We start from the raw sequence: 24,957 nt of genomic DNA, 5'->3' as shown, positions 1-24,957 counted from the left end.
CAATGCCCGCGTCGGGGCCGTGACACACGTCACAACTTGGCTGAAAACTGGGGTCGGGCGCCGAAAGGGCCCGTACGACGAGGAGTCGTACGGGCCCTTCAGTCACCTAGTGGCCGGCGTCAGCCGTTGCGCTTCCAGCGCGGCTTGTCGTCGCGGCGGCCGAAGGAGCCGCTGCCGCTGCCGCTGCCGCTTCCCCGGTGCTCACCGCGGTGGTCGTCGCGGCGGCCGAACGGGCGGTCGTGGCCGCCGGAGCGGAAGCCCGGGCGGTCGTCGCGGCGGTCACGGTTGAACGGGCGGTCGCTGCCCCGGTGACCGGCACGGTCGTCACGGCGGAAGCCGCCACGGTCGTCACGACGCTCGAAGCCACGGCTGCCACGGTCGTCGCGGTCACGGTTGTCGCGGTTGTCGCGGTTGTCGCGGTTGAAGCCGCCGCGGTTGTCGCGGTTCTCGCGGTCGTCACGGCGGAAGCCACCGCGGTCGTCACGACGCTCGAAGGAACGGCCACCACGGTCGTCACGGTCGCGGTTGAAACCACGGGCGCCACGGTCGTCACGGTTGAAGCCGCCACGGTTGTCGCGGCTGTCGCGGTTGTCCCGGTCGTCACGGCGGAAGCCGCCACGGTCGTCACGACGCTCGAACGGACGGCCACCACGGTCGTCACGGTCGCGGTTGAAACCACGGGCGCCACGGTCGTCACGGTTGAAGCCGCCACGGTTGTCGCGGTTGTCCCGGTCGTCACGACGCTCGAAGGAACGGCCACCACGGTCGTCACGACGCTCGAACGGACGGCCACCACGGTCGTCACGACGCTCACGGCGCTCGTACGACGGCGTGGACGGCGTGCGCTCCTCGCGCGCGACCCGGTCGATGTCACGCGCGGCCGGCTGCTCGGGGACGGAGGCCGCCTCGACCGCCGCCTGCACCTCGGCCTCGGCCTGCTCCTGCGCCTCGGCCACCGCCGCCTCGGGGTCCTCGCCGCGCTCGCGGGCGACCCGGGCGACCAGCCGGTCCGCCTCCTCGCGCAGCTCGGTCGCGCGACGCTGCGCCCGCTCCAGCTGCTTGCTGAGGTGGGCGACCTCGCGCTCGGCCTGCTGGGCCGCGTTGCCCGCGGACTCCGCCTGGACCTCGGTCATCGAGCGGGCGCCGGTGATCTCGGCGACCTCCGGGTCGAAGGCGGCGCCGCCCTGGATGATGTGGCGCGCGGCGTCGACGCCGGCGTCCTCCATCAGCCGGAAGATCTGACGGCGCTGGTGCGGCAGGGAGAGGGACACGACCGTGCCCGTACGCCCGGCACGCGCCGTACGGCCGGCCCGGTGCAGGTAGTCCTTGTGGTCGCCGGCCGGGTCGACGTTGAGGACCAGGTCGATGCCGTCGACGTGGATCCCTCGGGCCGCCACGTCCGTCGCGACCAGGACGTTGACGTACCCGTCCTTGAAGTCGGCCAGCGTGCGGGTCCGCGCGCCCTGCGTCATGCCGCCGTGCAGCGCGTCCGCCTTCACGCCCGCCTCGCGCAGCTGCTCGGCGACGCGGTCGGCGCCCAGCTGGGTGCGGACGAAGATGATGGTGCGGCCCTTGCGGGAGGCGATCGCGGCGGTGACCGGCGCCTTGTCCTTGGGCTTCACGATCAGGATGTGGTGGGACATGGTCGTGACGGCGCCCTGGGCGGCGTCGACCTCGTGCGAGACCGGCTTGTTCAGGTAGCGGTCGACGAGGGTCTTGATCTCGTTCTCCATCGTGGCGGAGAAGAGCATGCGCTGGCCGCCGGCCGGCACCTGGTCGAGCAGCTCGGTGACCTCGGGCAGGAAGCCCAGGTCGGACATCTGGTCGGCCTCGTCGAGGACGGCGATCTGCACGTCCTCGAGGGAGCAGGCGCCGCGGTTGATGATGTCGCGCAGCCGGCCCGGGGTGGCGACGAGGATGTCGACGCCGCGCTCGAGGGCGTAGATCTGGTTGCCCATCGACGTACCGCCGCAGACGACCTTCATCTTCAGGCCGAGGACGTCGCCGTACGGCTGGAGCGCGTCGGCCACCTGCATGGCCAGCTCACGGGTGGGGGTGAGGATGACGGCGCGCGGCTTGTGGCGCTGGGTGTGACCGCCGGCCAGCGTGGCCAGGGTCGGCAGACCGAAGGAGAGGGTCTTGCCGGAGCCGGTGCGGCCACGGCCGAGGATGTCCTTGCCGACCAGGGCGTCCGGGATGGTCGCGGCCTGGATCGGGAAGGGGACCGTCACACCGTTCTGCGCGAGCTTGCGCACGACGCCCTCGGGCAGGCCCAGGTCGGCGAAGGTGATCTCGGGGGTCTGGTCGGTCGTGTCGGTCTCGTCGGTCGCGTCGGCGACCTCGACGATGTCGACGATCTCGTTGTCGAGGTCGTCGAGCTCGACGTCGCCGATGCTGTCGAGCTCGACGACCGCCTCGGCCGTCTCGGTCTCGACGGTCTCGGGGGCCTCAATGTCCTCGGGCAGGACGGCGTGATCGGCACTGGAAATGGACATGCGTAAGCGAAACCTTCCGGAGTCTCGTCGGCACGCGCCCGTCAACTCCGTGTTCGCATTACGACCGCCTCAATGCGGTCCGCCACGGCAAGGGAGAGTACGCGCCACACGGCGCGCTCTGTGGTGGCGCCGGGCAAATGGGATCAAACGATCTACCACCATACGCACCCTGCCCCACCGAAGGCAAATCAGACCCCCGGAACACCGGGGAGACCCTCGCCACGTCACCTCGCGGCCCGGGACCGGTCACCGGCGCTAGACCGGCGCCCCCGCCTCCGGTGCCGGCTCCCGCTGGAGCATCTGGGCGGCCGTTCCGCCGCCGGTCTCCTCGTGCGCGGAGGACGAGGGTTCCGCGACCGTCGGGTCCGGCGCGGGCGACGGCGGCTCGGGGGACGGCGCCGGAGGCTCCGGGGCGGGCGAGCCGGGCGTCGTCGGCTGCTCCTTCGTCGGCGTCGGCTCGCCCGGCTTCACCGTCCGCCCCGGCTCGGCCGGGCCCGCCGACGCCGACGCGCTGCCGCCGGCGGACGGCGAGGCGGTCGCCGAGGCGGAGGCGCTCGCCCCGTGCCGGCCCCGGCCCTTCCCGTGCCCGTGCTTGCCGTCCCCGCCCGCGGCGCCCAGGTAGCCGCCGCCCACGCCCGCCGGACCCCCGTCGGGCTCCGCGCCGCCCCGCTGCCCCGCCGAGTGCGACGGCTTGGCCGGGCCTTCCGCGTCGTCCCCCACGCTCATGCAGCCGGCGGCGGCGGTGACGGCCAGAACGGTGGCGGCCAGACGAACGGGTACGTACATGGGGCGCACGGGGCCACCTCCGGTGCAGGCGCAGATGAGTCAACCTCACCAACTCCCGCCGCCCGCAGGAGGACACGCGCCCCGTTCACGAAGGACGCCGGCCCTGACCATGCGGCTCGGGCGTGAGCGTCAGCCGTGGCCGTGGCCGTGACCGTCAGCCGTAGCCGAGGGCGTGCAGCCGTGCGTCGTCGATACCGAAGTGGTGGGCGATCTCGTGCACCACCGTCACCTCGGTCTCCGCGACGACCTCCTCGCGGGTCCCGCACATCCGCAGCGTCGGCCCCCGGTAGATCGTGATCCGGTCGGGCAGCACCCCCGCGTACCACTCCCCGCGGTCCGTCAGCGGAGTCCCCTCGTACAGCCCGAGCAGCTCGGGATCGTCCGCCGGCGGCTCGTCCTCGACGAACACCGCGACGTTGTCCATCAGCCGCGTCAACTCCGGCGGAATCCGGTCCAGCGCCTCGGCGACCAGTTCCTCGAACTCCTCGCGCGTCATCTCCAGCACAGGCCCATTGTCGGGTACACCACCCCTGTCGGAGGAGAACCTGCCGCCGACCACGACAGCGAGGGCCGCCGACCGTCCGACCGCATACCCGGCCGCGCACCCGGGCATACGGCACCAATGGCTCGCGTCCGTGTCCGTTTCCGTGTCCGCGCCCCCCGTAAGCCCCCCGCTCCCACCACGCCCACGCTCGACCTCGCACCCCGCCCGCGCCCCTGGTCCCGCACGCTCGGCCTCGTCGCGGTGGTTCTGCTGGGCGCCTGGCTGGGGCTGCTGGTCGTCGGGAACGTACGCGTACCGGTCGGCCCCATGAACACGACGATGACCCTGCGCCCCTCCCTCACCGGCGGCACCAAGATCAACGTGTCCCCGCTGGGCGCCCTCACCCTCGACAGCCACACCGCCCCGCTCCGCCTGGACGTCAACGTCGACCAGCTCGACCCCTCCCGCTCCCAGGCCCTCGTCGACCACCCCGAGCGCCTCTCCGGCCTCCAGGACGAGGTGGCCCACGACGTCGAGCACGGCACCCTGGACCTCGCCGTGCGCTCCTGCGTCGCCGTCGTCTCCGGGGCCACCGCGCTCGGCCTCGTCGTCTACCGCCGCCCGCGCCGCGCCCTCGCCGCCGGCGGCCTCGCCCTGGCCCTCCTCGCCGCCTCCGGCGCCACCGCGTACGCCACCTGGAACCCGAAGTCGGTCCTCGAACCCCGCTTCTCCGGCCTGCTCTCCTCCGCGCCCTCCCTCGTCGGCAACGCCCGCAGCATCGTCACCGAGTTCGACGTCTACCAGCAGGAACTGGCCCGCCTGGTGACGAACGTGACCAAGCTCTACGACGTCACCTCGACCCTCCCGGCCTACCAGCCCGACCCCACCACGGTCCGCGTCCTGCACGTCTCCGACATCCACCTCAACCCCGCGAGCTGGAAGATCATCGCCTCGCTGGTGGAGCAGTACAAGGTGAACGTGATCGTCGACTCCGGCGACACCATGGACCACGGCACGTCCGCCGAGAACGGCTTCCTCGACCCCATCGCCGACCTCGGCGCACCGTACGTCTGGGTCCGCGGCAACCACGACTCCCGGGTCACCCAGGGCTACCTGGAGCGCATCAAGAACGTGCACGTCCTCGACGAAGGCCGGGCCGAGACCATCGCGGGGCTGCGCTTCGCGGGCATGGGCGACCCCCAGTTCACCCCCGACCGCTCCTCGGTACCGGGCGCCGGGGCGTCCCAGGAGGCGGCGGGCGACCGGCTGGCGGAGGCGCTGCGCACCGAGACGACCGCCGGCACCCCGGTCGACGTGGCCGTCGTCCACGAACCGTCCGCGGCCCGCCGCACGGACGGCACGGTTCCCCTCGTCCTCTCCGGCCATCTCCACCACGAGGAGATGGAGATCATGAAGAACGGCACCCGGCTGCGCGTGGAGGGCTCGACGGGCGGCAGCGGGCTACGGGCCGTCGAGGGCGAGTACCCCGACCCCATCGAGGCCTCGATCCTCTACTTCGACCGCGGCACCAAGCGCCTCCAGGCCTGGGACGAGATCAAACTCGGCGGGCTGGGCCTGACGACGGCAGAAGTCAGCCGCCACCTCCCGAAGGAGAACCAGCCCGGAGCCTCCCCGACCCCGCCCTCCTCCTCGCCCCCGTCACCCGCCTCCCCCACCTCTCCCAGCGCCTCCCCGTAAACCGTTTTGGCGATCCCTCCCGCCATCCCATATGCTTCTCACGTCCCCGACGCGCTGAGAAGCGCGCAGGCGGGCCGATAGCCCTCATCGTCTAGCGGCCTAGGACGCCGCCCTTTCAAGGCGGTAGCACGGGTTCGAATCCCGTTGGGGGCACGCAACATCGTGTGCGACACTGTCGTACGCAACAGCTTGGTCCTGTGGAGCAGTTTGGAGTGCTCGCCACCCTGTCAAGGTGGAGGCCGCGGGTTCAAATCCCGTCAGGACCGCTGAGGTTTCACGTGAAACCTCGTGGCTGGGTAGCTCAGTTGGTACGAGCGATCGCCTGAAAAGCGATAGGTCGCCGGTTCGACCCCGGCCCCAGCCACAACCGCTGAACAGCGGAAAGACCCCCGCCGGGAAACCGACGGGGGTCTTTCGTTGCTTTCCGTTCGGGGTCGTGGTCGAGTTCGCACCCACCCTGACCCAGACCACCTGGAAGTCGGCGACCCCTGCCAGTCAAGATCGAGCCGGTGTCACTAGATTGACGGCGGCCGCTCCTGCTTCCGTCCCCTTCTCCAGTCCCTTCTCAGGCCCCTCCTCACCCGGTCGGCATCCGGTACGTTCGTGGCCGTCGGTGTGTTGCGGAGGGGCGGGGAGCGCGTGAGCGGGAGCGTCGCACTGGAGAAGGACCGGGCGCGGTACGGGCTGATGGCGGTGATCGTCAGCAATCTGGCGGTCGCCGGGATCGCCGTCTTCGGGGTCTGGCGGCTGGACGGGGACCGCTCGGTGATCATCGGGGTGCTGACCGCCGCCTTCACGGCCGTGAGCAGCACGACCACCGCCTATCTGGGCATCAAGGCCGTGTCCAACACGGCGAAGACCATCGCCCTCGCGGATCCCCAGCGCCGCGCCGAGGCCGCCGCGCTGGCCGCCGCAGCGGCGGCACCCTCGACGCCCTCGGCGCCCCCGGCACCCGCAGCCCCGGCAACACCCGCAGCGGCCACCCCGGCGCCCTCCTCCCCCGCCGCACCGGCCCCCGTCGCTCCCCCGGCGCCGCGCAGCTCCTGACGCGTACGCAAAAGGGTTCGCCACGTATTTGGCGGGGATGAGATCCTGGATCGCGTATGTCTACGCACCCTGCCCCCGCCCTCGGCGCCCTCGCCCCCCGCCTGGCCGAGCTGTCCCTGCGCGACGCGCACCGGCTCGGGCGCAGGCTCGAAGGCGCGCGCAAGATCCGCAAGCCGGAGGCCCGTGCCGCCGTCCTCGCCGAGATCGAGGCGGAGGTAACACAGGTCGAGGAACGGATGGTCCTGCGGCGCGGCCGCGTCCCGGCCGTCACGTATCCCGAGCAGCTCCCGGTCAGCCAGAAGAAGGACGAGATCGCGGCCGCCATCCGTGATCACCAGGTCGTCATCGTCGCCGGTGAGACCGGGTCCGGCAAGACGACCCAGATTCCGAAGATCTGTCTCGAGCTGGGCCGTGGCGTCCGCGGCATGATCGGACACACCCAGCCGAGAAGGATCGCCGCCCGTACGGTCGCCGAGCGCGTCGCCGAGGAGCTGCGGACGCCGCTCGGTGAGGCCGTCGGCTGGAAGGTCCGCTTCACCGACCAGGTGAACCCGGACGCCACCTTCGTGAAGCTGATGACGGACGGCATCCTGCTCGCCGAGATCCAGACGGACCGCGAGCTGCGCGCCTACGACACGATCATCATCGACGAGGCCCACGAGCGGTCCCTGAACATCGACTTCCTGTTGGGGTATCTGGCGCAGCTGCTGCCCCGGCGGCCCGATCTGAAGGTCGTCATCACCTCCGCGACCATCGATCCCGAGCGTTTCTCCCGGCACTTCGGCGACGCACCGATCATCGAGGTCAGTGGACGGACGTATCCGGTCGAGGTGCGGTACCGGCCCCTCCTAGAGGAGGACTCCGAGGACGCCGACCGCGACCAGATCACCGCCATCTGCGACGCCGTCGAGGAACTCCAGGGCGAGGGCCGGGGCGACATCCTCGTCTTCCTCTCCGGTGAGCGCGAGATCCGGGACACGGCGGACGCGCTGGAGAAGAAGCAGTACCGGTTCACGGAGGTGCTGCCGCTCTACGCCCGCCTCTCGCACGCCGAGCAGCACCGCGTCTTCCAGCCGCACACCGGGCGCAGGATCGTTCTGGCGACCAACGTCGCCGAGACCTCCCTCACCGTCCCCGGCATCAAGTACGTCATCGACCCCGGCTTCGCCCGGATCAGCCGCTACAGCCATCGCACCAAGGTGCAGCGCCTGCCCATCGAGCCGATCAGCCAGGCCAGCGCCAACCAGCGCAAGGGCCGCTGCGGACGCACCAGCGACGGCATCTGCATCCGCCTCTACACCGAGGACGACTTCAACGCCCGGCCGGAGTTCACCGACGCGGAGATCCTCCGTACGAACCTCGCCTCCGTCATCCTGCAGATGACCGCGGCCGGCCTCGGCGACATCGAGAAGTTCCCCTTCATCGACCCGCCGGACCACCGAAACATCCGCGACGGCGTCCAGCTGCTCCAGGAGCTGAACGCGCTCGACCCGGCCCAGAAGGACCCGCGCAACCGCCTGACCCAGACCGGCCGCAAGCTGGCCCAGCTCCCCGTCGACCCGCGCCTGGCCCGGATGGTCCTGGAGGCCGAGAAGAACGGCTGTGTCCGCGAGGTCATGGTCATAGCCGCCGCGCTGTCCATCCAGGACCCGCGCGAGCGCCCGTCCGACAAGCAGACCCAGGCCGACCAGCAGCACGCCCGCTTCAAGGACGAGACGAGCGACTTCCTGGCGTACCTCAATCTGTGGCGGTACGTCCGTGAGCAGCAGCGCGAGCGCGGCTCGTCGTCCTTCCGCCGGATGTGCAAGCAGGAGTACCTGAACTTCCTGCGCATCCGTGAGTGGCAGGACATCTATACGCAGCTGCGAACGGTCGCCAAGCAGATGGGCCTCCCTCTCAACGAGCAGGACGCCCCGGGCGACAGCATCCATGTGTCCCTGCTCGCGGGTCTGCTGTCCCACGTGGGCATGAAGGACGTGAAGGACGGCGCGAAGAACGAGTACCTGGGCGCGCGGAGCGCGAAGTTCGCGATCTTCCCGGGCTCGGCGCTCTTCAAGAAGACGCCCCGTTTCGTCATGTCCGCCGAGCTGGTCGAGACGTCCCGCCTGTGGGCGCGGGTCAACGCGAAGATCGAACCGGAGTGGGTCGAGCCGCTCGCCGGGCATCTCCTGAAGCGGACGTACAGCGAGCCGCACTGGGAGAAGGACATGGCGGCCGTGATGGCGTTCGAGAAGGTCACGCTGTACGGCGTGCCGATCATCGCCCAGCGGAAGGTCAACTACGGCCGGATCGACCCGGAGACGAGCCGGGAGCTTTTCATCCGCAACGCACTCGTCGAGGGCGACTGGCGGACGCACCACAAGTTCTTCGCCGACAACCGCAAGCTCCTCAGCGAGGTCGAGGAGCTGGAGAACCGGGCCCGGCGCCGGGACATCGTCGTGGACGACGAGACGCTGTTCGACTTCTACGACCAGCGGGTGCCCGAGCATGTGGTGTCCGGCGCCCACTTCGACTCCTGGTGGAAGCGCAAACGGCAGGAGCAGCCCGACTTCCTGGACTTCGAGCGGGAGATGCTCATCCGGGAGTCGGCGGAAGCGGTCACCAAGGCCGACTATCCCGACTCCTGGCGGCAGGGGCAGCTGAAGTTCCGTGTGACGTACCAGTTCGAGCCCGGTGCGGACGCGGACGGTGTGACGGTCCACATCCCGCTGCAGGTCCTCAACCAGGTCACGGACGACGGTTTCGACTGGCAGATCCCGGGCCTGAGGGGAGAGGTCGTCACAGAGCTGATCCGCTCCCTGCCCAAGCCGGTCCGCCGCAACTACGTGCCGGCGCCCAACTTCGCGAAGCGCTTCCTGGACCAGGCGGTCCCCCTCCAGGAGCCCCTCACGACCGCCATGGCCCGCGATCTGAAGCGGATGGTCGGTGTCCCCTTCGAGGCGGAGGACTTCGACTGGTCGAAGCTCCCCGACCATCTGAAGATCACCTTCCGGATCGTCGACGAGCGGCGCCGCAAGCTCGCCGAGGACAAGGACCTGGAGGCGCTGAAGCTGCGGCTGAAGCCGAAGGCGCGCGAGGCCATCTCCCAGGCGGCCGCCGCCACCGCCGTACGGCAGGGCGGTGAGTCGCTGGAGCGCAAGGGGCTGACGGACTGGTCGATCGGCTCCCTCACGCAGGTGTTCGAGACGCGCCGCGCGGGCCAGCCGGTGAAGGCGTACCCGGCGCTGGTGGACGACGGCGACACGGTGTCGGTCCGCCTCTTCGACACGGAGGCGGAGCAGGCGGAGGCAATGTGGAAGGGCACCCGGCGGCTCATTCTGCGCAACATCCCGGTCAATCCTGCGAAGTTCGCGTCCGAAAAGCTCACAAACGCTCAGAAGCTCGCTCTGTCGGCCAATCCGCACGGTTCGATCCAGGCCCTGTTCGACGACTGCGCGATGGCGGCGGCGGACAAGCTGATCGCCGATCTCGGGGGGCCGGCGTGGGACGAGGAGTCGTACCGGAAGCTGTACGACAAGGTGCGCGCGGAGATCGTCGACACGACCGTGCGGACCGTCGGGCAGGTGCAGCAGGTGCTGGCCGCCTGGCAGGCCTGTGAGCGGCGACTGAAGGCCGTGCGCAGCCCCGCGCTGCTCGCGAACCTGACCGACGTGCGCAAGCAGTTGGACGCCCTGGTGAAGCCCGGCTTCGTGACCTGGGCGGGGCTGCGCCGGCTGCCGGACCTCATGCGCTACCTGGTGGCCGCCGACCGGCGCCTTCAGCAGATGCCGACGGGGGTCCAGCGGGACACCACGCGCATGGAGAAGGTCCACGAGATGCAGGACGAGTACGCCTGGCTCCTGGAGCAGCTGCCCCGGGGCCGGCCCGTCCCATCCTCGGTCCTGGAGATCCGCTGGATGATCGAGGAGCTCCGGGTCAGCTATTTCGCCCATGCGCTGGGCACGGCGTACCCGGTCTCGGACAAGCGGATCGTGAAGGCGATCGACGCTGTCGCTCCGTGACGGCACCCGCACGGAGGGTGAGTTCGACCAGCGGGCTCACCCTCCTGTACAGTCCTTCTCGCAGCACAGCACAACACGAAGTGCCGCGAAACCTGGTCCTGTGGAGCAGTTTGGAGTGCTCGCCACCCTGTCAAGGTGGAGGCCGCGGGTTCAAATCCCGTCAGGACCGCAAGACAAGAAGCCCGGATCTTCGGATCCGGGCTTCTTCGCATGCCACGAACCCCGCTCGCCACCCTGTCAACGTGGAGGCCGCGCCCGCGGCGGAGCCGCAATCAGGCACAGCAAATCCCGTCAGGACCGCAAGACAAGAGGCCTGAATCTTCGGATCCGGGCCTCTTCGTGCATCCCCGATCCCGGCACCGGCCACGGCAACTCAGCCCGTCCGGCGTTTGAGGACGAGGCCCGTTCAGGGCCGAAGCGGGGGTCCGGGGGGCGGCAGCCCCCGGTCGGCGACCCCAGGCGGCAGCCACGGGGGGCCGCCAAGGGGGGCCGCCAAGGATGGCACCCCCGGGCCACGGCCCCAGCGCCGCCGGCGATTTGCGGCCAACCCGGCGGAGCCCGTCTCTTGACGGCGTCACATTCGCTCGGTACCCCAGAACTCAGGGCACCTTCCCCGTGTGGCCCTCCTGGAGGTGGCGTATGGCGGCATCGGCTAGGCACGAGACGCGGGCATTACTCCGCGCGCATCTGTCGGCCGCGTCGTCGTACGGGCATCTGACCCGCCACTGTCCGATCTGCCACCGCCTGCTGCGGCTGGCCATGGACGGCGCTCCACGGGGCGTACAGGCCCCCGCAGAGACGCTGGAGGAGGCCTTGGAGGAAGCCTTCGAGGAAGCCCTGGAGGACGGCAGCTCCTCGACGGCATGATCAACGACGGTGCCGCCAGGGGCAGTTGCCCGCTCCTTCACTAGCGCAGGGAAGCGCGCCGCAACAAGGCCACTGGCATGTGACAGGTGTCACGGAATAAGTTTTGGAACCGGGCGTTCTTACCCGTCTCCTACAACTGGTCAATTTAATATGTGCAATTGCACCACTGGGGAGGAAGTCCGCGGGACACCCTGAAGCCCCTCCGTCAGGTGCTCCCAGGAACCCACGCACACCCTCCCCAGAGTCCGACAGGGTCGCTCACAGACCGACCGGATCGCACCCCACAGACGCCCTCCAGCGGTCCCGAGCGACCTCAAGCGCACAAAAAAGATCGCGCTGGACCCGGCGGAGTCCAGCGCGATCGACGACGTTCCCGGTGGGCGAGGGACCTGTTGGGGCAGGACCCACGTCGCTTGGAGCTAGGTTTCGGGCGTCCGCACAGGTTGGGGGACCTGGCGTATTGCCCGGTTATTCAGTTGTTCAGGCCTCGGTGCGCTGCTGCGGAATACCCGCCAGCAGGGCGCGGACCTCGGCCTCGCGGTAACGGCGGTGTCCGCCGAGCGTACGGATCGACGTGAGCTTGCCGGCCTTCGCCCACCGCGTGACCGTCTTCGGGTCCACGCGGAACATGGTGGCGACCTCAGCCGGGGTCAGCAGCGGCTCAGCATCAGGGGTGCGAGCGGTCATGAGCGGCCTCCTCGGGAGAACCGAACCTTCTCGGTTCTTTCCTCTAAATTCTGCACCTTGACCCGCGTTGCCCGAAATGGCGGACGCGAGTCGAGTCGGTTATAGGACGAACGGCTTGTCCTCGGCACTACAACTACACCATCTGTCCAGCCGCGTCGGCCAAACCGATGGAATTGCCCCCCAGGTGTTCATCGGCGACGGAAGCCGATGGACCATGCCATAGCGGACAGTCACGTCACTGTGACGATCAGTCACAGGGGCGCTCAGGAGTCACCAGACCCCCCAAAGCGTGCAATGCTGAGATTCCCCCCACCATGGAGCATAAGTAGGCGGATGGAGCCCTCCCCGGACTCCTTGTCCTATTTTGGCACGAGGAGGGGCAAGCGGCGCAAGGGCCGTGTACGTGCGGTCCGTCACCCTTGGGACATAAGCCCGGATCAGGGACCTACGTCCCGTCAGTTCCGTGAAGTGCGGTTGACCGTACGCCGTTCGACCCATTTCGGCCGTGACCCAGGTCACTCGGGAAAGCGCTGTCGCAGCTGTCACACCGTCAGATCACAGCATGCCGGATCAGACGCCTGTACGACGGGGTCCCCTAATTGGCGGAACGCCGGTCCCGGACCGCCCGCCATCGCTCCACGAGCCGCCCGTACGCCTCGCCCGCCGCCGCCCCGTCGCCCACCCGCAGCGCCTCGATGCCCTCGGCGACGTCCGCCGCCGAGTGGTCGCCCTCCAGACCGCCGGCCGGAAGGGTGTGCACGAGGCCGCCGTAATCCAGTTCCACCAGCGAACGCGGATGGAACTCCTCCAGCCAGCGGCCCACGTCCAGCAGACCGTCGATGAACGGCCCCTCGTCCATGGCCTCCTTGAGCGTGCGCAGCCCCCGGGCCGTCCGCCGCCGCGCCTGGACCATCGGCGTGCGGTACCTCAGCACGGGCGCGGACTCCCCGGTCCCCTTCTCGTACACCCGCTCCTCGTCGGAGAACAGCACGAACCAGTTCAGCGGCACCTGCCAGGTCGCCGTACGGATCCAGGGGCGCGCGTCGGGGTTGAGCTCCCGCCAGCGCTCGTAGTCCTTCGCCGCCTGCGCCCGTACGACCTCCGGAAGCACCGCCTCCAGAACCGTCCCGGGCAGTTCGTCCCCCAGCTCGGACAGGGCCTGCCAGCCGCGCAGCCGGGTGCGCCACGGGCAGATGTGCAGCACCCCGTCCATCTCGGCGACGAACGCCTCGCCGCTCTCGTGCACCGGCACCGCGACCGGCGGGGTGGGCAGCAGGTCGGCCAGGGAGCGGCGCAGCTCGTCCTGGTAGGAGGGCCGGTCCGGGCGGCGGGCGTAGCGCGTCCAGTGGGTGCGCTCGGGCTCGGGGAAGGCGGCCAGCGGCTCGTACACGCGCAGGTAGGTCGCATAGGGGACGATCACCGAGGACACCTTGGGCACGCCTGCTCCCTCCCCCGCCACCCGGCCGGGAAACCTGATCGACCCGCGCGCGGGGGACACGGGAAATGCCGCCGAATCGTCGCACGGGCGTACTCCGGGAGGAGGTGATCCGGCATCCGGACGGAGGTGATCCGCACCGGTGCGCCTTCGGCGGGCGACGCAGGCTCTACGCTCGTCCCACAGGCCCCGCCACCCCTTGGGAGCCTGCGTCCCGACCGCCGCCAGTTACCCAGGAGTCACCACCGTGACCGACGTAGACAACGGCGTCCTGCACACCCTGTTCCACTCGGAACAGACGGGTCACGAGCAAGTCGTGCTCTGCCAGGACCGCAAGAGCGGCCTCAAGGCCGTCATCGCCCTCCACTCCACCGCGCTGGGCCCCGCGCTCGGCGGAACCCGGTTCTACCCCTACGCGACCGAGGCGGAGGCCGTCGCCGACGCGCTGAACCTCGCGCGCGGGATGTCGTACAAGAACGCCCTGGCCGGTCTGGACCACGGCGGCGGGAAGGCCGTGATCATCGGCAACCCCGACACGATCAAGACCGAACAGCTGCTGCTCGCCTACGGGCGTTTCGTGGCCTCGCTCGGCGGCCGGTACGTGACCGCCTGCGACGTCGGCACCTATGTCGCCGACATGGACGTCGTGGCCCGTGAGTGCCGCTGGACGACCGGCCGCTCACCGGAGAACGGGGGCGCGGGCGACTCCTCCGTGCTGACCGCCTTCGGCGTCTACCAGGGCATGCGGGCCTCCGCCCAGCACACCTGGGGCGACCCCTCGCTGCGCGGCCGCCGGGTCGGCGTCGCGGGCGTCGGCAAGGTCGGCCACCACCTGGTGGACCATCTGCGCGCCGAGGGCGCCGAGGTCGTCGTCACCGACGTGCGCGAGGACGCCGTACGCCGCATCCTCGACCGGCATCCGCAGGGGGTGACGGCGGTCGCCGACACCGAGACGCTGATCAGGACCGAGGGGCTCGACGTCTACGCCCCCTGCGCGCTCGGCGGTGCGCTGAACGACGCGTCGGTCCCGGTGCTCACGGCGCGGATCGTCTGCGGCGCGGCCAACAACCAGCTGGCCCACCCGGGCGTCGAGAAGGACCTCGCCGACCGCGGGATCCTCTACGCGCCGGACTACGTGGTGAACGCCGGCGGGGTCATCCAGGTCGCCGACGAACTCCACGGCTTCGACTTCGAGCGGTGCAAGGCGAAGGCGTCGAAGATCTTCGACACCACCCTCGCGATCTTCGCACGTGCGAAGGAGGACGGGATTCCGCCGGCCGCGGCGGCGGACCGGATCGCCGAGCAGCGGATGCACGAGGCGGCGCAGACGCGCGGATGGTGAGGCTCCGGCAACGGGTCCGCCGGAGGCGCCCCGAGGGTTTGGTCGGTACCGCCGGGTGGAAAGTTAGAGAGAACTCTCACTCTTCCCGGCGGGTCGGCCGCCGATAAGTGGTTAAAATCGCCACTGACCAGCGAGGACGGGGCGTCTCACAGGTCCTGCGCACACGCGCGTGCTACGGGCGACGTACCGTACGGGCGTGGGCTCAGGTACCGTGGGAGCCCTACGACGGGCTCTCCGAGGAGAGACCGTTCTGGATCATGAACGCGTGTCAACCTGGGGCCAGCGAGCCCCGTCGTTGAGGGGGTCGAGCCATGGGGCGCGGCCGGGCCAAGGCCAAGCAAGCGAAGGTCGCCCGCCAGCTGAAGTACAACAGCGGCGGGACGGATCTCTCACGCCTGGCCGAAGAGCTGGGCGCATCGCCATCGAACATGCCGCCGAATGGCGAACCGTTCGAGGACGATGACGATGAGGAAGACGACGACCCGTACGCACGGTACGCCGATCTGTACGGGGACGACGAGGACGACGAGGACGACGATTCGTCCCACCAACATCGTCGCGGCGCTTGACCTCGCTTTGAGCATCCACCCGGTCGGTGACTTCGGTCACCGACCGGGTCTTGTGCTGTGCACGGGATCCCGCGCCCGCCGGGGCACTAGCTCCCGCGCCGGGGCTCAGGCGTAGTCGCCCACCAGGTCCGCACCGGTGGTGTGTTCGCCACGCTCGGTGATCTCGCCGGCGACCCATGCCTCGACACCACGGTCGGCCAGGGTGGCCAGGGCCACGTCCGCCGACTCCTGAGGCACGATCGCCATCATGCCGACGCCCATGTTCAGGGTCTTCTCCAGCTCCAGACGCTCGACCGAGCCGGTCCTGCCGACGAGGTCGAAGATCGGGGCCGGGGTCCAGGTGGAGCGGTCGACCGTGGCGTGCAGTCCGTCGGGGATGACGCGGGCCAGGTTGGCCGCGAGTCCGCCGCCGGTGATGTGCGAGAAGGCGTGCACATCCGTCGTCCGGGTCAGGGCCAGGCAGTCCAGCGAGTAGATCTTGGTGGGCTCCAGGAGCTCCTCGCCGAGGGTGCGGCCCAGGTCGTCGATCCGCGCGTCGAGGGCGAGGCCCGCCTGGTTCAGCAGGACGTGCCGGACCAGCGAGTACCCGTTCGAGTGAAGGCCGGAGGACGCCATGGCGATCACGGTGTCACCCGTGCGGATACGATCCGCGCCGAGCAGCCGGTCGGCCTCCACGACGCCCGTACCGGCGCCTGCGACGTCGAAGTCGTCCGCACCGAGCAGGCCCGGGTGTTCGGCCGTCTCACCGCCGACCAGGGCGCAGCCGGCCAGCACACAGCCCTCGGCGATGCCCTTGACGATGGCGGCGACGCGCTCGGGGTGGACCTTGCCGACGCAGATGTAGTCGGTCATGAACAGCGGCTCGGCACCGCACACCACGATGTCGTCCATGACCATCGCGACCAGGTCGTGGCCGATGGTGTCGTAGACGCCCAGCTGACGGGCGATGTCGACCTTCGTGCCGACGCCGTCCGTGGCGGAGGCGAGCAGCGGACGCTCGTAGCGCTTGAGGGCGGAGGCGTCGAAGAGGCCGGCGAAACCGCCGAGGCCGCCGAGGACCTCGGGACGCTGCGTCTTCTTCACCCACTCCTTCATCAGCTCGACGGCGCGGTCGCCCGCTTCGATGTCGACGCCCGCGGCTGCGTAGCTGGCACCAGTTGTCTCAGACATGGCCAAGGAGAACTTTCGTGTCGTACGGCAGGTGTTACGGGCCGTCTTACGGGCGGCGGATCGCGTCGGCGGCGGCCGTGGCGGCCGGGCCGGCGGCCAGCTCCGTCTCCAGCAGCTGCTTGCCGAGCAGCTCGGGGTCCGGGAGCTCCATCGGGTACTCGCCGTCGAAGCAGGCACGGCAGAGGTTCGGCTTGGCGATGGTGGTCGCCTCGATCATGCCGTCGATGGAGATGTACGCCAGGGAGTCGGCGCCGAGCGAGGTGCCGATCTCGTCGATGGTCATGCCGTTGGCGATCAGCTCCGCGCGCGTGGCGAAGTCGATGCCGAAGAAGCAGGGCCACTTCACGGGCGGGGAGGAGATCCGGATGTGGACCTCGGCGGCGCCTGCCTCGCGCAGCATCCGCACCAGCGCGCGCTGGGTGTTGCCGCGCACGATCGAGTCGTCGACGACGACCAGGCGCTTGCCCTTGATGACTTCCTTCAGCGGGTTCAGCTTGAGGCGGATACCGAGCTGGCGGATGGTCTGCGAGGGCTGGATGAACGTACGGCCGACGTACGCGTTCTTCACGAGACCCGCGCCGAACGGGATGCCGGAGGCCTCCGCGTAGCCGATGGCGGCGGGGGTGCCGGACTCCGGGGTCGCTATGACCAGGTCGGCCTCGACAGGGGCTTCCTTGGCGAGCTTGCGGCCCATCTCCACGCGGGAGAGGTACACGTTCCGGCCGGCGATGTCGGTGTCGGGGCGGGCCAGGTACACGTACTCGAAGACACAGCCCTTGGGCTTCGCGTCCGCGAATCGAGAGGTACGGAGGCCGTTCTCGTCGATGGCGACGAACTCGCCCGGCTCGATCTCCCGGACGAAGCTGGCGCCACAGATGTCGAGGGCGGCGCTCTCGGAGGCGACGACCCAGCCGCGCTCGAGGCGGCCGAGGACCAGCGGGCGGATGCCCTGCGGGTCGCGGCCGGCGTAGAGGGTGTGCTCGTCCATGAAGACGAGGCTGAAGGCGCCCCGGACCTGCGGGAGGATCTGGTGGGCCGCTTCCTCGATGGTGAGCGGCTTGCCGTCCTCGTCGACCTGGGCCGCGAGCAGCGCGGTCAGCAGGTCGGTGTCGTTGGTCGCCGCGACGCGCGGGCTGCGGCCTTCCTGCTTGGGCAGGTCGGCGACCATCTCGGCGAGCTGGGCGGTGTTGACGAGGTTGCCGTTGTGGCCGAGCGCGATCGAACCGTGCGCGGTGGCGCGGAACGTCGGCTGGGCGTTCTCCCACACGGAGGCACCGGTGGTCGAGTAGCGGGCGTGACCGACCGCGATGTGACCCTGGAGCGAACCGAGCGAGGTCTCGTCGAAGACCTGGGAGACGAGGCCCATGTCCTTGAAGACGAGGATCTGGGAGCCGTTGCTGACCGCGATACCCGCGGATTCCTGGCCCCGATGCTGGAGGGCGTAGAGCCCGAAGTACGTGAGCTTTGCGACCTCTTCGCCTGGAGCCCAGACACCGAAGACGCCACAAGCGTCCTGGGGGCCCTTCTCGCCGGGAAGCAGATCGTGATTGAGTCGACCGTCACCACGTGGCACGCCATCGAGTGTAGGCGAGATCGACCACTGGTCCGAATTGGGGATACCTGCCGGTAACTGGATCTTCGTTGGTCCGATCCATCCATGATCGACTTGTTTGCGCAGGTCAGAAGCGCTATACGGCGGCCCTGTGACGACTGGTGACGCAACCCGGACCGGTCCGCGCGGTCGCGTTCCGTAGGCGCGAGTGAGGTGTCGCACACCATTGGGTGGGGGCGGGTCAGGACATCAGCGGCAGAAGCGCTCCCAGATCGGCCCGCTCGCCGCTCGCGCTGACCTTCGCCGCGTCCCTGGCCTCGGCCCAGGTCTGCCGTCCGGTCGCCAGCCTGATCCAGGTCAGCGGGTCGGTCTCGACGACGTTCGGCGGGGTGCCACGGGTGTGCCTCGGGCCCTCTACGCACTGCACGACGGCGTACGGCGGGACACGCACCTCCGTCGCGCCGCCGGGCGCCTTGACGGCGAGGGCGTCCGCGAGGAGCCGGGTGGTGGCGGCGAGGGCCTGACGGTCCACGGGGACGGCGAGGCCGGGCACGGCGGCGTTGAGGTCGTCGGTGTGCACGACCAGCTCGACGGCGCGGGTGACGAGGTAGTCGGCGAGCGGGAGCGCGCCCGCGTTGGTCTTGAGCAGCCGGGTCCCGGGGTGGGTGTCGAGCTGCTCGACGAGGTTGCGCTCGATGACGGCGAGGTAGCCGTCGAGGTCGGGGTGTTCCTCGGTCAGCCGCCGGGTGAAGGCGTCGATGTCCGCGGAGCTCGCGGAGGTCGCGAACGGCCAGTCGAGCAGCACGGCGTCCTGCTTCGGCGGCTCCGGCAGGGCGAGGGCGCGCTCGATGGCGGTGAGCGCCATCCCGATGTGCGCCACCAGCTCCCGCACACTCCACTCCCCGAGCCGCGTCGGCAACGCGAGCTGCCCGGCTTCAAGCCCGGCAACGGCCTCCCGCACATTCCCGAACTGAGCGAACACCGCGGCCCGCGTCTTGGAGGGCTCATAGGTCCGCACACGCTTCTTGACCGGGGGCATGGCGGTGAGCCTAACCGTGGGTGGGGGTGGGCGTTTCGTGGAGGGGTTGATGGGTGGGGAGGGCGGCGCGGTCTGGATAGAGGCGTGGTCCGGGTGGGAGCCGGGGTCCGGGTGGGAGCCGGGGTCCGGGTGGGAGCCGGGGTCCGGGTGGGAGCCGGGGTCCGGGTGGGAGCCGGGGTCCGGGTGGGGTCAGGGTTTGCGGGCGAAGTCCTGTAGGCCGCCCTCCACCAGGGCGAAGGCGCTGCGGGCGCGGGCGGCGGCGTCGGCGGCGACCGCGTCGACGGTTTCGCCGGCGTCTATGCGGCGGTGGTGCTCCTCGACGAGGGCGTTGCGGGCGGCGGTGATCGTGGCTGCGGCGATCACGGCGAGGGTGGCGTCGCCGGTCTCCTCGGTGAGCAGGTCGGCGAGCTCGCGGGCGCCCTTCTCCGACAGGAGGTAGGCGCGCTCCCGCAGCACCGGCGTGGCCATGACGACCGAGCGGATCCGGCGGGCGAAGGGCTCGCCGTGCAGGCCGACCGCCGGGTCACGGGCCTCCACCATCTCCAGGAACTGCCGGCGGACGGCCTCCACGGCGGACTCCCCGGACGGCCGCTCGCGCACGGCCCGGGCGGCGTCGAAGAAGTGCTCCTCCATGGGCCGGAAGACCAGGTCCTCCTTCGTGCCGAAGTAGTTGAAGACGGTCATCTTGGAGACCTCGGACGCGTCCGCGATCTCCTGCACGGACACCTCGTCGAAGCTCCGCTCCATGAACAGCTCCACCGCGGTTCGGTAGATCCGCATCGCGGTCTGCAGCTTCTTGCGCTCCCGCAGCCCCATCGTCGCCTCAGCACCCATGCCACCACTGTACCAAGCCTAATTTTAGGTCAAGAAGAAATTTCAGCCGGACACAAAAATCATCCCGGAAAAAACATTGACCGGGTACACATCTCAGGTCCATGGTGGTGGCATGACCGAGACCCAGCGCAGAATCGGCTTCCTCGTCTGCCTCGTGACGATCGTCCTGGCCGTCCTGGACATGCAGATCGTCTCCGCGGCCACCGTCCCGATCGTCCGCGACCTGGACCCCGACCACGGCATCGACAAGATCCCCTGGCTGGTCAGCGCCTTCGCCCTGGCCTCGGCCGCGGTCCTCCCGCTGTACGGCAAGCTGTGCGACACCCTGGGCGCGAAACGCGTGTTCCTGAGCGCCGTCGGGACCTTCCTGCTCGGCTCCGCGCTGTGCGGGGCGGCCCAGTCGATCGGGCAGCTGATCGCCGCGCGCGCCGTGCAGGGCATCGGCGCCGGCGGTCTGATGAGCGTCACCATGGTGGTGATCGCCCAGCTCAGAGGACCGGGCGAGAAGGACGCCAAGGGCGCCGGCATGGGCGGGATCGTGGCCGGCGCCGGCATGGCGGTCGGCCCCTGGATCGGCGGCCTGCTCGCCGACCACGCGAGCTGGCGCTGGATCTTCTACGTCAACCTGCCGCTCGGCCTCGCCGTCCTGGCCCTGGGCGCCCTCGTCCTGAAACTGCCCCGGCACACCGAGCGGCACCGCATCGACTTCCCCGGCGCGGCCCTCGCCGCCGCCTTCTCCGCCGCGCTGCTGCTGGTCACCGAGTGGGGCGGCAAGCAGTACGCCTGGTCGTCACCGCAGATCGTCGCGCTGACCCTGGCCGCCCTGGCCGCCCTCGGCCTGTTCCTGTGGCGCCAGGTCACCGCCGCCGAGCCGATCCTGCCGCTCTCCCTGTTCCGGGTGCCGGAACTGCGCCTGGGCTTCGCGATCCAAGGGCTGATGGGAGCGGCGATGGTCGGCGCGATGTACTACGTGATGGTGTATCTGCAGGTGGCACGAGGAGTCCCCAGTTCCTCGGCGGGGCTGTACCTCATCCCCATGGCGATCGGCATGACGGCCGTGGGGATCGTCTCGGGCAAGCTCGCCGCGCGGGGCCGGCCGGAGCGGACCCTCACCATCGCCGGCTCGGCGATCGCCACCGCGGCCTTCCTGCTGCTGTCCACCCTCGGCGCCCACACCTCCCTGTGGCTGCTGCGCACCGGACTCCTTCTGGTCGGCATGGGCTTCGGACTGCTCCTCGGCCGGCTCATCCAGCTCGTCCAGGAAGCGGCCCCACCCCATCAGCTCGGCGTCGCGACCACGGCCATCCGCTTCTTCCAGACCCTGGGGACAGCCCTCGGCGCGGCCCTCTTCGGCACGCTCATAGCCAGGCTGTACGACGGTCCCGGCACCCTCGCCTCCCTCTCGGGCCCGGCACGCACGGCGGGCATCGCGTCGTACGTCTCCGCGATGGACTCGGTGTTCCTGTGCGGGGCGGCCGTCATGGCCCTGTGCCTCGTCCTCGCCCTGCGGCTGCCCCGACCCCGCCCGGCGGCCGGTGGCTCCCCGGAGCCGGCACGGGAACCCGTCATGACGTGACGCCGCGTCGGCACGCGGGCAAGGTGAAGGCCCCGACCGTCCCAGCGGGCGGGGCCTTCACCGTCGTACGTCACCGTCGTACGGACTCGCCTACGCGAGCAGCGCCGGGATCGTCTCCTCGTGCGCCGTGCGCAGCTCCTCCAGGGAGAGCGTGAACTCGCCCTGGACGTCCACCGTGTCGCCGTCGACGACACCGATGCGGGTGACCGGGAGGCCCCGGGCGCCGCACATGTCGTTGAAGCGGACCTCCTCCGAGCGCGGGACCGCGACGACGGCGCGGCCGGCGGACTCGGAGAACACGAAGGTGAAGGCGTCGAGCCCGTCCGGTACGACCAGACGCGCGCCCTTGCCGCCGAGCAGCGCCGACTCCACGACCGCCTGGATCAGACCGCCGTCGGACAGGTCGTGCGCGGAGTCGATCATTCCGTCGCGGGACGCGGAGATCAGGATCTCGGCCAGCAGGCGCTCGCGCTCCAGGTCGACCTTCGGGGGCAGACCGCCGAGGTGGTCGTGGACGACCTGGGACCAGGCCGAGCCGCCGAACTCCTCGCGGGTGTCGCCGAGGAGGTAGAGCAGCTGGCCCTCCTCCTGGAAGGCGACCGGGGTGCGGCGGGCGACGTCGTCGATGACGCCGAGGACCGCGACCACCGGGGTCGGGTGGATGGCCACCTCGCCCGTCTGGTTGTACAGCGAGACGTTGCCGCCGGTCACCGGGGTGCCGAGCTGGAGGCAGGCGTCCGCCAGACCGCGGACGGCCTCCGCGAACTGCCACATGACGGCCGGGTCCTCGGGCGAGCCGAAGTTCAGGCAGTCGGAGACGGCGAGCGGCTTGGCGCCGGTCGTGGCGACATTGCGGTACGCCTCGGCGAGCGCGAGCTGGGCGCCGTGGTACGGGTCGAGCTTGGCGTACCGGCCGTTGCCGTCGGTGGCGATGGCGACGCCGAGGCCGGACGCCTCGTCGATCCGGATCATGCCGGAGTCCTCGGGCTGGGCGAGGACGGTGTTGCCCTGGACGAAGTGGTCGTACTGCGAGGTGATCCACTTCTTGGAGGCCTGGTTGGGAGACGAGACCAGCTTGAGAACCTGGTCCCTGAGCTCCTCGCTCGTCCGCGGCCTCGGCAGCTTGTTCGCGTCGTCGGCCTGGAGGGCGTCCTGCCAGTCCGGACGGGCGTACGGGCGCTCGTAGACCGGGCCGTCGTGGGCGACCGTGCGCGGGTCGACGTCGACGATCTTGCCGCCGTGCCAGAAGATCTCGAGGCGGTCGCCGTCGGTCACCTCACCGATGACGGTGGCGATGACGTCCCACTTGTCGCAGATCTCGAGGAACCGGTCGACCTTCTCCGGCTCGACGACGGCGCACATGCGTTCCTGCGACTCGCTCATGAGGATTTCCTCGGGCGAGAGGGTCGAGTCGCGCAGCGGGACGTCGTCGAGGGTGACGCGCATGCCGCCGGAGCCGTTGGAGGCGAGCTCGCTCGTGGCGCAGGACAGACCGGCGGCGCCGAGGTCCTGGATGCCGACGACCAGCTTCTCCTGGAAGGCCTCCAGGGTGCACTCGATGAGGAGCTTCTCCTGGAACGGGTCGCCGACCTGGACGGCGGGACGCTTGGAGGGCTTCGCGTCGTCGAAGGTCTCGGAGGCGAGGATCGACGCGCCGCCGATGCCGTCGCCGCCGGTGCGGGCGCCGTACAGGATGACCTTGTTGCCGGCGCCGGAGGCCTTCGCGAGGTGGATGTCCTCGTGCCGCATGACGCCGATGGCACCGGCGTTGACCAGCGGGTTGCCCTGGTAGCAGGAGTCGAAGACGACCTCGCCGCCGATGTTCGGCAGGCCCAGGCAGTTGCCGTAGCCGCCGATGCCCGCGACGACGCCGGGCAGGACCCGCTTGGTGTCGGGGTGGTCGGCGGCGCCGAAGCGCAGCGGGTCGACCACGGCGACCGGGCGGGCGCCCATGGCGATGATGTCGCGGACGATGCCGCCGACACCGGTGGCCGCGCCCTGGTAGGGCTCGACGTACGACGGGTGGTTGTGCGACTCGACCTTGAAGGTGACCGCGTAGCCCTGGCCGACGTCGACCACGCCCGCGTTCTCGCCGATGCCGACGAGGAGCGCGTCGCTCTGCGGGGCCTTCTCGCCGAACTGGCGCAGGTGCACCTTCGACGACTTGTAGGAGCAGTGCTCGGACCACATGACGGAGTACATGGCGAGCTCGGCGCCGGTCGGGCGGCGGCCGAGGATCTCCACGACCCGCTCGTACTCGTCCTTCTTCAGACCGAGTTCGGCCCAGGGCAGCTCGACGTCGGGGGTCGCGGCCGCGTGCTCGACCGTGTCCAGAGGCGTCCGGCTCATGCGTTGACCAGCTTCTTGAGGATCGAGGTGAAGAACGGGAGACCGTCGGTGCGACCGGACCCGACGAGGGGCTCGACGGCATGCTCCGGGTGCGGCATGAGGCCTACGACGTTGCCGGCCTCGTTGGTGATGCCGGCGATGTCGTTGAGCGAGCCGTTGGGGTTGAAGTCCAGGTAGCGGAAGGCGACCCGCCCCTCGGCCTCGAGCTTGTCCAGCGTGTACGGGTCGGCGACGTAACGGCCGTCCATGTTCTTCAGCGGGATGTGGATCTCCTGGCCGGCCGTGTAGTCGGTGGTCCAGGCGGTGTCCGCGTTCTCCACCCGCAGCTTCTGGTCGCGGCAGATGAAGTGGAGGTGGTCGTTGCCGAGCATCCCGCCGGGGAGCAGGTGGGCCTCGGTGAGGATCTGGAAGCCGTTGCAGATGCCGAGGACCGGCAGACCGGCCTTCGCCTGTTCGATGACGGTCTCCATCACCGGCGAGAAGCGGGAGATGGCTCCGGCGCGCAGATAGTCGCCGTACGAGAAACCGCCGGGCAGGACGACAGCGTCGACCTGGTGGAGGTTCTTGTCCTTGTGCCAGAGGGCGACCGGTTCCGCGCCCGCGAGGCGGATCGCGCGCTGTGTGTCCCGGTCGTCGAGGCTGCCCGGGAAAGTGACGACGCCAATACGAGCGGTCACTTCGCGGCCTCCGCGACTTCCTCCACCTTGACGGTGAAGTCCTCGATCACGGTGTTGGCGAGGAAGGATTCCGCAAGATCGTGGATGCGGGCGAGGGCGGCCTCGTCGACCGGCCCGTCAACTTCCAGTTCGAATCGCTTTCCCTGACGTACGTCGGAGATGCCTTCGAAACCCAGCCGCGGCAGTGCGCGCTGCACCGCCTGGCCCTGGGGGTCGAGGATCTCCGGCTTGAGCATGACGTCGACTACGACGCGTGCCACTGGCACTCCCGGTGGTGTGGTGCTGAGCAGGTTCCTGCGGTGTCTCCGACAGGTGCCTTCAGACTACCCGTACAAAATTTCTACGCGGG

Annotated in this window: 19 protein-coding genes and 4 tRNA genes; 11 read left to right on the top strand and 12 right to left on the bottom strand. The window is 70.0% G+C overall.

The window, feature by feature from the left end; translation table 11 throughout:
- Nucleotides 1-119 precede the first annotated feature (119 nt).
- The 3 genes from ABZ464_RS30015 to ABZ464_RS30005 form a co-directional block, all read right to left on the bottom strand.
- On the bottom strand, nucleotides 120-2,495 hold the full coding sequence (locus ABZ464_RS30015; RefSeq protein WP_359281706.1) for a DEAD/DEAH box helicase: 2,376 nt from the start codon (nucleotides 2,493-2,495) through the stop codon (nucleotides 120-122).
- 255 nt (nucleotides 2,496-2,750) lie between these two features.
- Nucleotides 2,751-3,290 (bottom strand): hypothetical protein, encoded by a 540-nt coding sequence (locus tag ABZ464_RS30010; protein WP_359281704.1) that lies wholly within the window; start codon nucleotides 3,288-3,290, stop codon nucleotides 2,751-2,753.
- A 145-nt stretch (nucleotides 3,291-3,435) separates the two neighbouring features.
- Nucleotides 3,436-3,786 (bottom strand): metallopeptidase family protein, encoded by a 351-nt coding sequence (locus tag ABZ464_RS30005; protein ID WP_189776386.1) that lies wholly within the window; start codon nucleotides 3,784-3,786, stop codon nucleotides 3,436-3,438.
- Between the two features lie 117 nt (nucleotides 3,787-3,903).
- Here ABZ464_RS30005 and ABZ464_RS30000 point away from each other — a divergent pair, with 117 nt between their 5' ends.
- The 8 genes from ABZ464_RS30000 to ABZ464_RS29965 all read left to right on the top strand — a co-directional run bounded on the left by ABZ464_RS30000 (nucleotide 3,904) and on the right by ABZ464_RS29965 (nucleotide 11,378).
- Nucleotides 3,904-5,463 (top strand): metallophosphoesterase, encoded by a 1,560-nt coding sequence (locus tag ABZ464_RS30000; RefSeq protein WP_359281703.1) that lies wholly within the window; start codon nucleotides 3,904-3,906, stop codon nucleotides 5,461-5,463.
- A gap of 80 nt (nucleotides 5,464-5,543) precedes the next feature.
- Nucleotides 5,544-5,616, top strand: a tRNA-Glu gene (locus ABZ464_RS29995).
- 38 nt (nucleotides 5,617-5,654) lie between these two features.
- Nucleotides 5,655-5,729, top strand: a tRNA-Asp gene (locus tag ABZ464_RS29990).
- Between the two features lie 24 nt (nucleotides 5,730-5,753).
- Nucleotides 5,754-5,827: transfer RNA gene (locus ABZ464_RS29985), tRNA-Phe, on the top strand.
- Nucleotides 5,828-6,102: 275 nt separating this feature from the next.
- On the top strand, nucleotides 6,103-6,510 hold the full coding sequence (locus tag ABZ464_RS29980) for a hypothetical protein (protein WP_359281701.1): 408 nt from the start codon (nucleotides 6,103-6,105) through the stop codon (nucleotides 6,508-6,510).
- A gap of 56 nt (nucleotides 6,511-6,566) precedes the next feature.
- Nucleotides 6,567-10,511 carry an ATP-dependent RNA helicase HrpA gene (gene hrpA / locus ABZ464_RS29975; RefSeq protein WP_359281699.1) on the top strand — a complete coding sequence of 1,315 codons (3,945 nt, stop codon included), beginning with the start codon at nucleotides 6,567-6,569 and terminating at the stop codon, nucleotides 10,509-10,511.
- A 94-nt stretch (nucleotides 10,512-10,605) separates the two neighbouring features.
- A tRNA-Asp gene (locus tag ABZ464_RS29970) sits at nucleotides 10,606-10,680 on the top strand.
- Nucleotides 10,681-11,150: 470 nt separating this feature from the next.
- On the top strand, nucleotides 11,151-11,378 hold the full coding sequence (locus ABZ464_RS29965; protein ID WP_359281697.1) for a DUF6274 family protein: 228 nt from the start codon (nucleotides 11,151-11,153) through the stop codon (nucleotides 11,376-11,378).
- A gap of 480 nt (nucleotides 11,379-11,858) precedes the next feature.
- On the opposite strand, the gene bldC is transcribed toward ABZ464_RS29965, so the two are convergent.
- Complete coding sequence (gene bldC / locus ABZ464_RS29960) at nucleotides 11,859-12,065, bottom strand: developmental transcriptional regulator BldC (protein ID WP_033321412.1); 207 nt, start codon at nucleotides 12,063-12,065, stop codon at nucleotides 11,859-11,861.
- A 595-nt stretch (nucleotides 12,066-12,660) separates the two neighbouring features.
- Nucleotides 12,661-13,503 carry a hypothetical protein gene (locus ABZ464_RS29955; RefSeq protein ID WP_359281694.1) on the bottom strand — a complete coding sequence of 281 codons (843 nt, stop codon included), beginning with the start codon at nucleotides 13,501-13,503 and terminating at the stop codon, nucleotides 12,661-12,663.
- 244 nt (nucleotides 13,504-13,747) lie between these two features.
- On the opposite strand from ABZ464_RS29955, the gene ABZ464_RS29950 reads away from it, so the two are divergent.
- Both ABZ464_RS29950 and ABZ464_RS29945 read left to right on the top strand, forming a co-directional pair.
- Complete coding sequence (locus ABZ464_RS29950; RefSeq protein WP_359281692.1) at nucleotides 13,748-14,842, top strand: Glu/Leu/Phe/Val dehydrogenase dimerization domain-containing protein; 1,095 nt, start codon at nucleotides 13,748-13,750, stop codon at nucleotides 14,840-14,842.
- Nucleotides 14,843-15,153: 311 nt separating this feature from the next.
- A complete protein-coding gene (locus ABZ464_RS29945) occupies nucleotides 15,154-15,411 on the top strand; it encodes a DUF3073 domain-containing protein (RefSeq protein ID WP_359281689.1) in 258 nt (85 codons plus the stop codon).
- Nucleotides 15,412-15,516: 105 nt separating this feature from the next.
- On the opposite strand, the gene purM is transcribed toward ABZ464_RS29945, so the two are convergent.
- The 4 genes from purM to ABZ464_RS29925 all read right to left on the bottom strand — a co-directional run bounded on the left by purM (nucleotide 15,517) and on the right by ABZ464_RS29925 (nucleotide 20,006).
- The gene (gene purM, locus ABZ464_RS29940; protein WP_359281687.1) at nucleotides 15,517-16,581 is read right to left on the bottom strand and encodes a phosphoribosylformylglycinamidine cyclo-ligase; all 1,065 of its coding nucleotides are present in this window, start codon (nucleotides 16,579-16,581) and stop codon (nucleotides 15,517-15,519) included.
- Between the two features lie 46 nt (nucleotides 16,582-16,627).
- Complete coding sequence (gene purF, locus ABZ464_RS29935; protein ID WP_359281686.1) at nucleotides 16,628-18,154, bottom strand: amidophosphoribosyltransferase; 1,527 nt, start codon at nucleotides 18,152-18,154, stop codon at nucleotides 16,628-16,630.
- Between the two features lie 220 nt (nucleotides 18,155-18,374).
- Nucleotides 18,375-19,172, bottom strand: coding sequence for a sterol carrier family protein (locus ABZ464_RS29930; protein ID WP_359281684.1), 798 nt, complete (start codon nucleotides 19,170-19,172; stop codon nucleotides 18,375-18,377).
- A 189-nt stretch (nucleotides 19,173-19,361) separates the two neighbouring features.
- Nucleotides 19,362-20,006 carry a helix-turn-helix domain-containing protein gene (locus ABZ464_RS29925; protein ID WP_359281681.1) on the bottom strand — a complete coding sequence of 215 codons (645 nt, stop codon included), beginning with the start codon at nucleotides 20,004-20,006 and terminating at the stop codon, nucleotides 19,362-19,364.
- A gap of 112 nt (nucleotides 20,007-20,118) precedes the next feature.
- Here ABZ464_RS29925 and ABZ464_RS29920 point away from each other — a divergent pair, with 112 nt between their 5' ends.
- Complete coding sequence (locus tag ABZ464_RS29920) at nucleotides 20,119-21,582, top strand: MFS transporter (protein ID WP_359281678.1); 1,464 nt, start codon at nucleotides 20,119-20,121, stop codon at nucleotides 21,580-21,582.
- A gap of 90 nt (nucleotides 21,583-21,672) precedes the next feature.
- On the opposite strand, the gene purL is transcribed toward ABZ464_RS29920, so the two are convergent.
- Genes purL through purS form a run of 3 tightly spaced genes read right to left on the bottom strand, consistent with a single transcriptional unit; the run spans nucleotide 21,673 to nucleotide 24,868 of the window.
- Entirely contained in the window at nucleotides 21,673-23,931 is a 2,259-nt protein-coding gene (gene purL, locus ABZ464_RS29915) for a phosphoribosylformylglycinamidine synthase subunit PurL (RefSeq protein ID WP_359281675.1), read from the bottom strand.
- Nucleotides 23,928-24,608: a phosphoribosylformylglycinamidine synthase subunit PurQ gene (gene purQ, locus ABZ464_RS29910; protein WP_359281672.1), complete on the bottom strand. Its 681-nt coding sequence runs from the start codon at nucleotides 24,606-24,608 to the stop codon at nucleotides 23,928-23,930. Before purQ ends, purL begins: the two co-directional genes overlap by 4 nt.
- Entirely contained in the window at nucleotides 24,605-24,868 is a 264-nt protein-coding gene (purS, locus tag ABZ464_RS29905; protein WP_015659417.1) for a phosphoribosylformylglycinamidine synthase subunit PurS, read from the bottom strand. The genes purQ and purS overlap by 4 nt, the downstream gene beginning before the upstream one ends.
- Between the last annotated feature and the right edge of the window lie 89 nt (nucleotides 24,869-24,957).

The sequence above is a fragment of the Streptomyces sp. NPDC005820 genome, assembly GCF_040630255.1.
Classification (GTDB): Bacteria; Actinomycetota; Actinomycetes; order Streptomycetales; family Streptomycetaceae; genus Streptomyces.
The sequence above is the reverse complement of the archived record's forward strand: the minus strand, read 5'-3'. Positions and strand labels throughout refer to the sequence as shown.

Bases quoted from the DNA above. Each gene is read 5' to 3' on its own strand.
- ABZ464_RS29930 (WP_359281684.1), bottom strand. From the start codon at position 19,172: ATGCCCCCGGTCAAGAAGCGTGTGCGGACCTATGAGCCCTCCAAGACG.
- ABZ464_RS30000 (WP_359281703.1), top strand. From the start codon at position 3,904: ATGGCTCGCGTCCGTGTCCGTTTCCGTGTCCGCGCCCCCCGTAAGCCC.
- ABZ464_RS29945 (WP_359281689.1), top strand. From the start codon at position 15,154: ATGGGGCGCGGCCGGGCCAAGGCCAAGCAAGCGAAGGTCGCCCGCCAG.
- hrpA (WP_359281699.1), top strand. From the start codon at position 6,567: ATGTCTACGCACCCTGCCCCCGCCCTCGGCGCCCTCGCCCCCCGCCTG.
- purM (WP_359281687.1), bottom strand. From the start codon at position 16,581: ATGTCTGAGACAACTGGTGCCAGCTACGCAGCCGCGGGCGTCGACATC.
- ABZ464_RS29965 (WP_359281697.1), top strand. From the start codon at position 11,151: ATGGCGGCATCGGCTAGGCACGAGACGCGGGCATTACTCCGCGCGCAT.
- ABZ464_RS29925 (WP_359281681.1), bottom strand. From the start codon at position 20,006: ATGGGTGCTGAGGCGACGATGGGGCTGCGGGAGCGCAAGAAGCTGCAG.
- bldC (WP_033321412.1), bottom strand. From the start codon at position 12,065: ATGACCGCTCGCACCCCTGATGCTGAGCCGCTGCTGACCCCGGCTGAG.
- ABZ464_RS30015 (WP_359281706.1), bottom strand. From the start codon at position 2,495: ATGTCCATTTCCAGTGCCGATCACGCCGTCCTGCCCGAGGACATTGAG.
- ABZ464_RS29920 (WP_359281678.1), top strand. From the start codon at position 20,119: ATGACCGAGACCCAGCGCAGAATCGGCTTCCTCGTCTGCCTCGTGACG.
- purL (WP_359281675.1), bottom strand. From the start codon at position 23,931: ATGAGCCGGACGCCTCTGGACACGGTCGAGCACGCGGCCGCGACCCCC.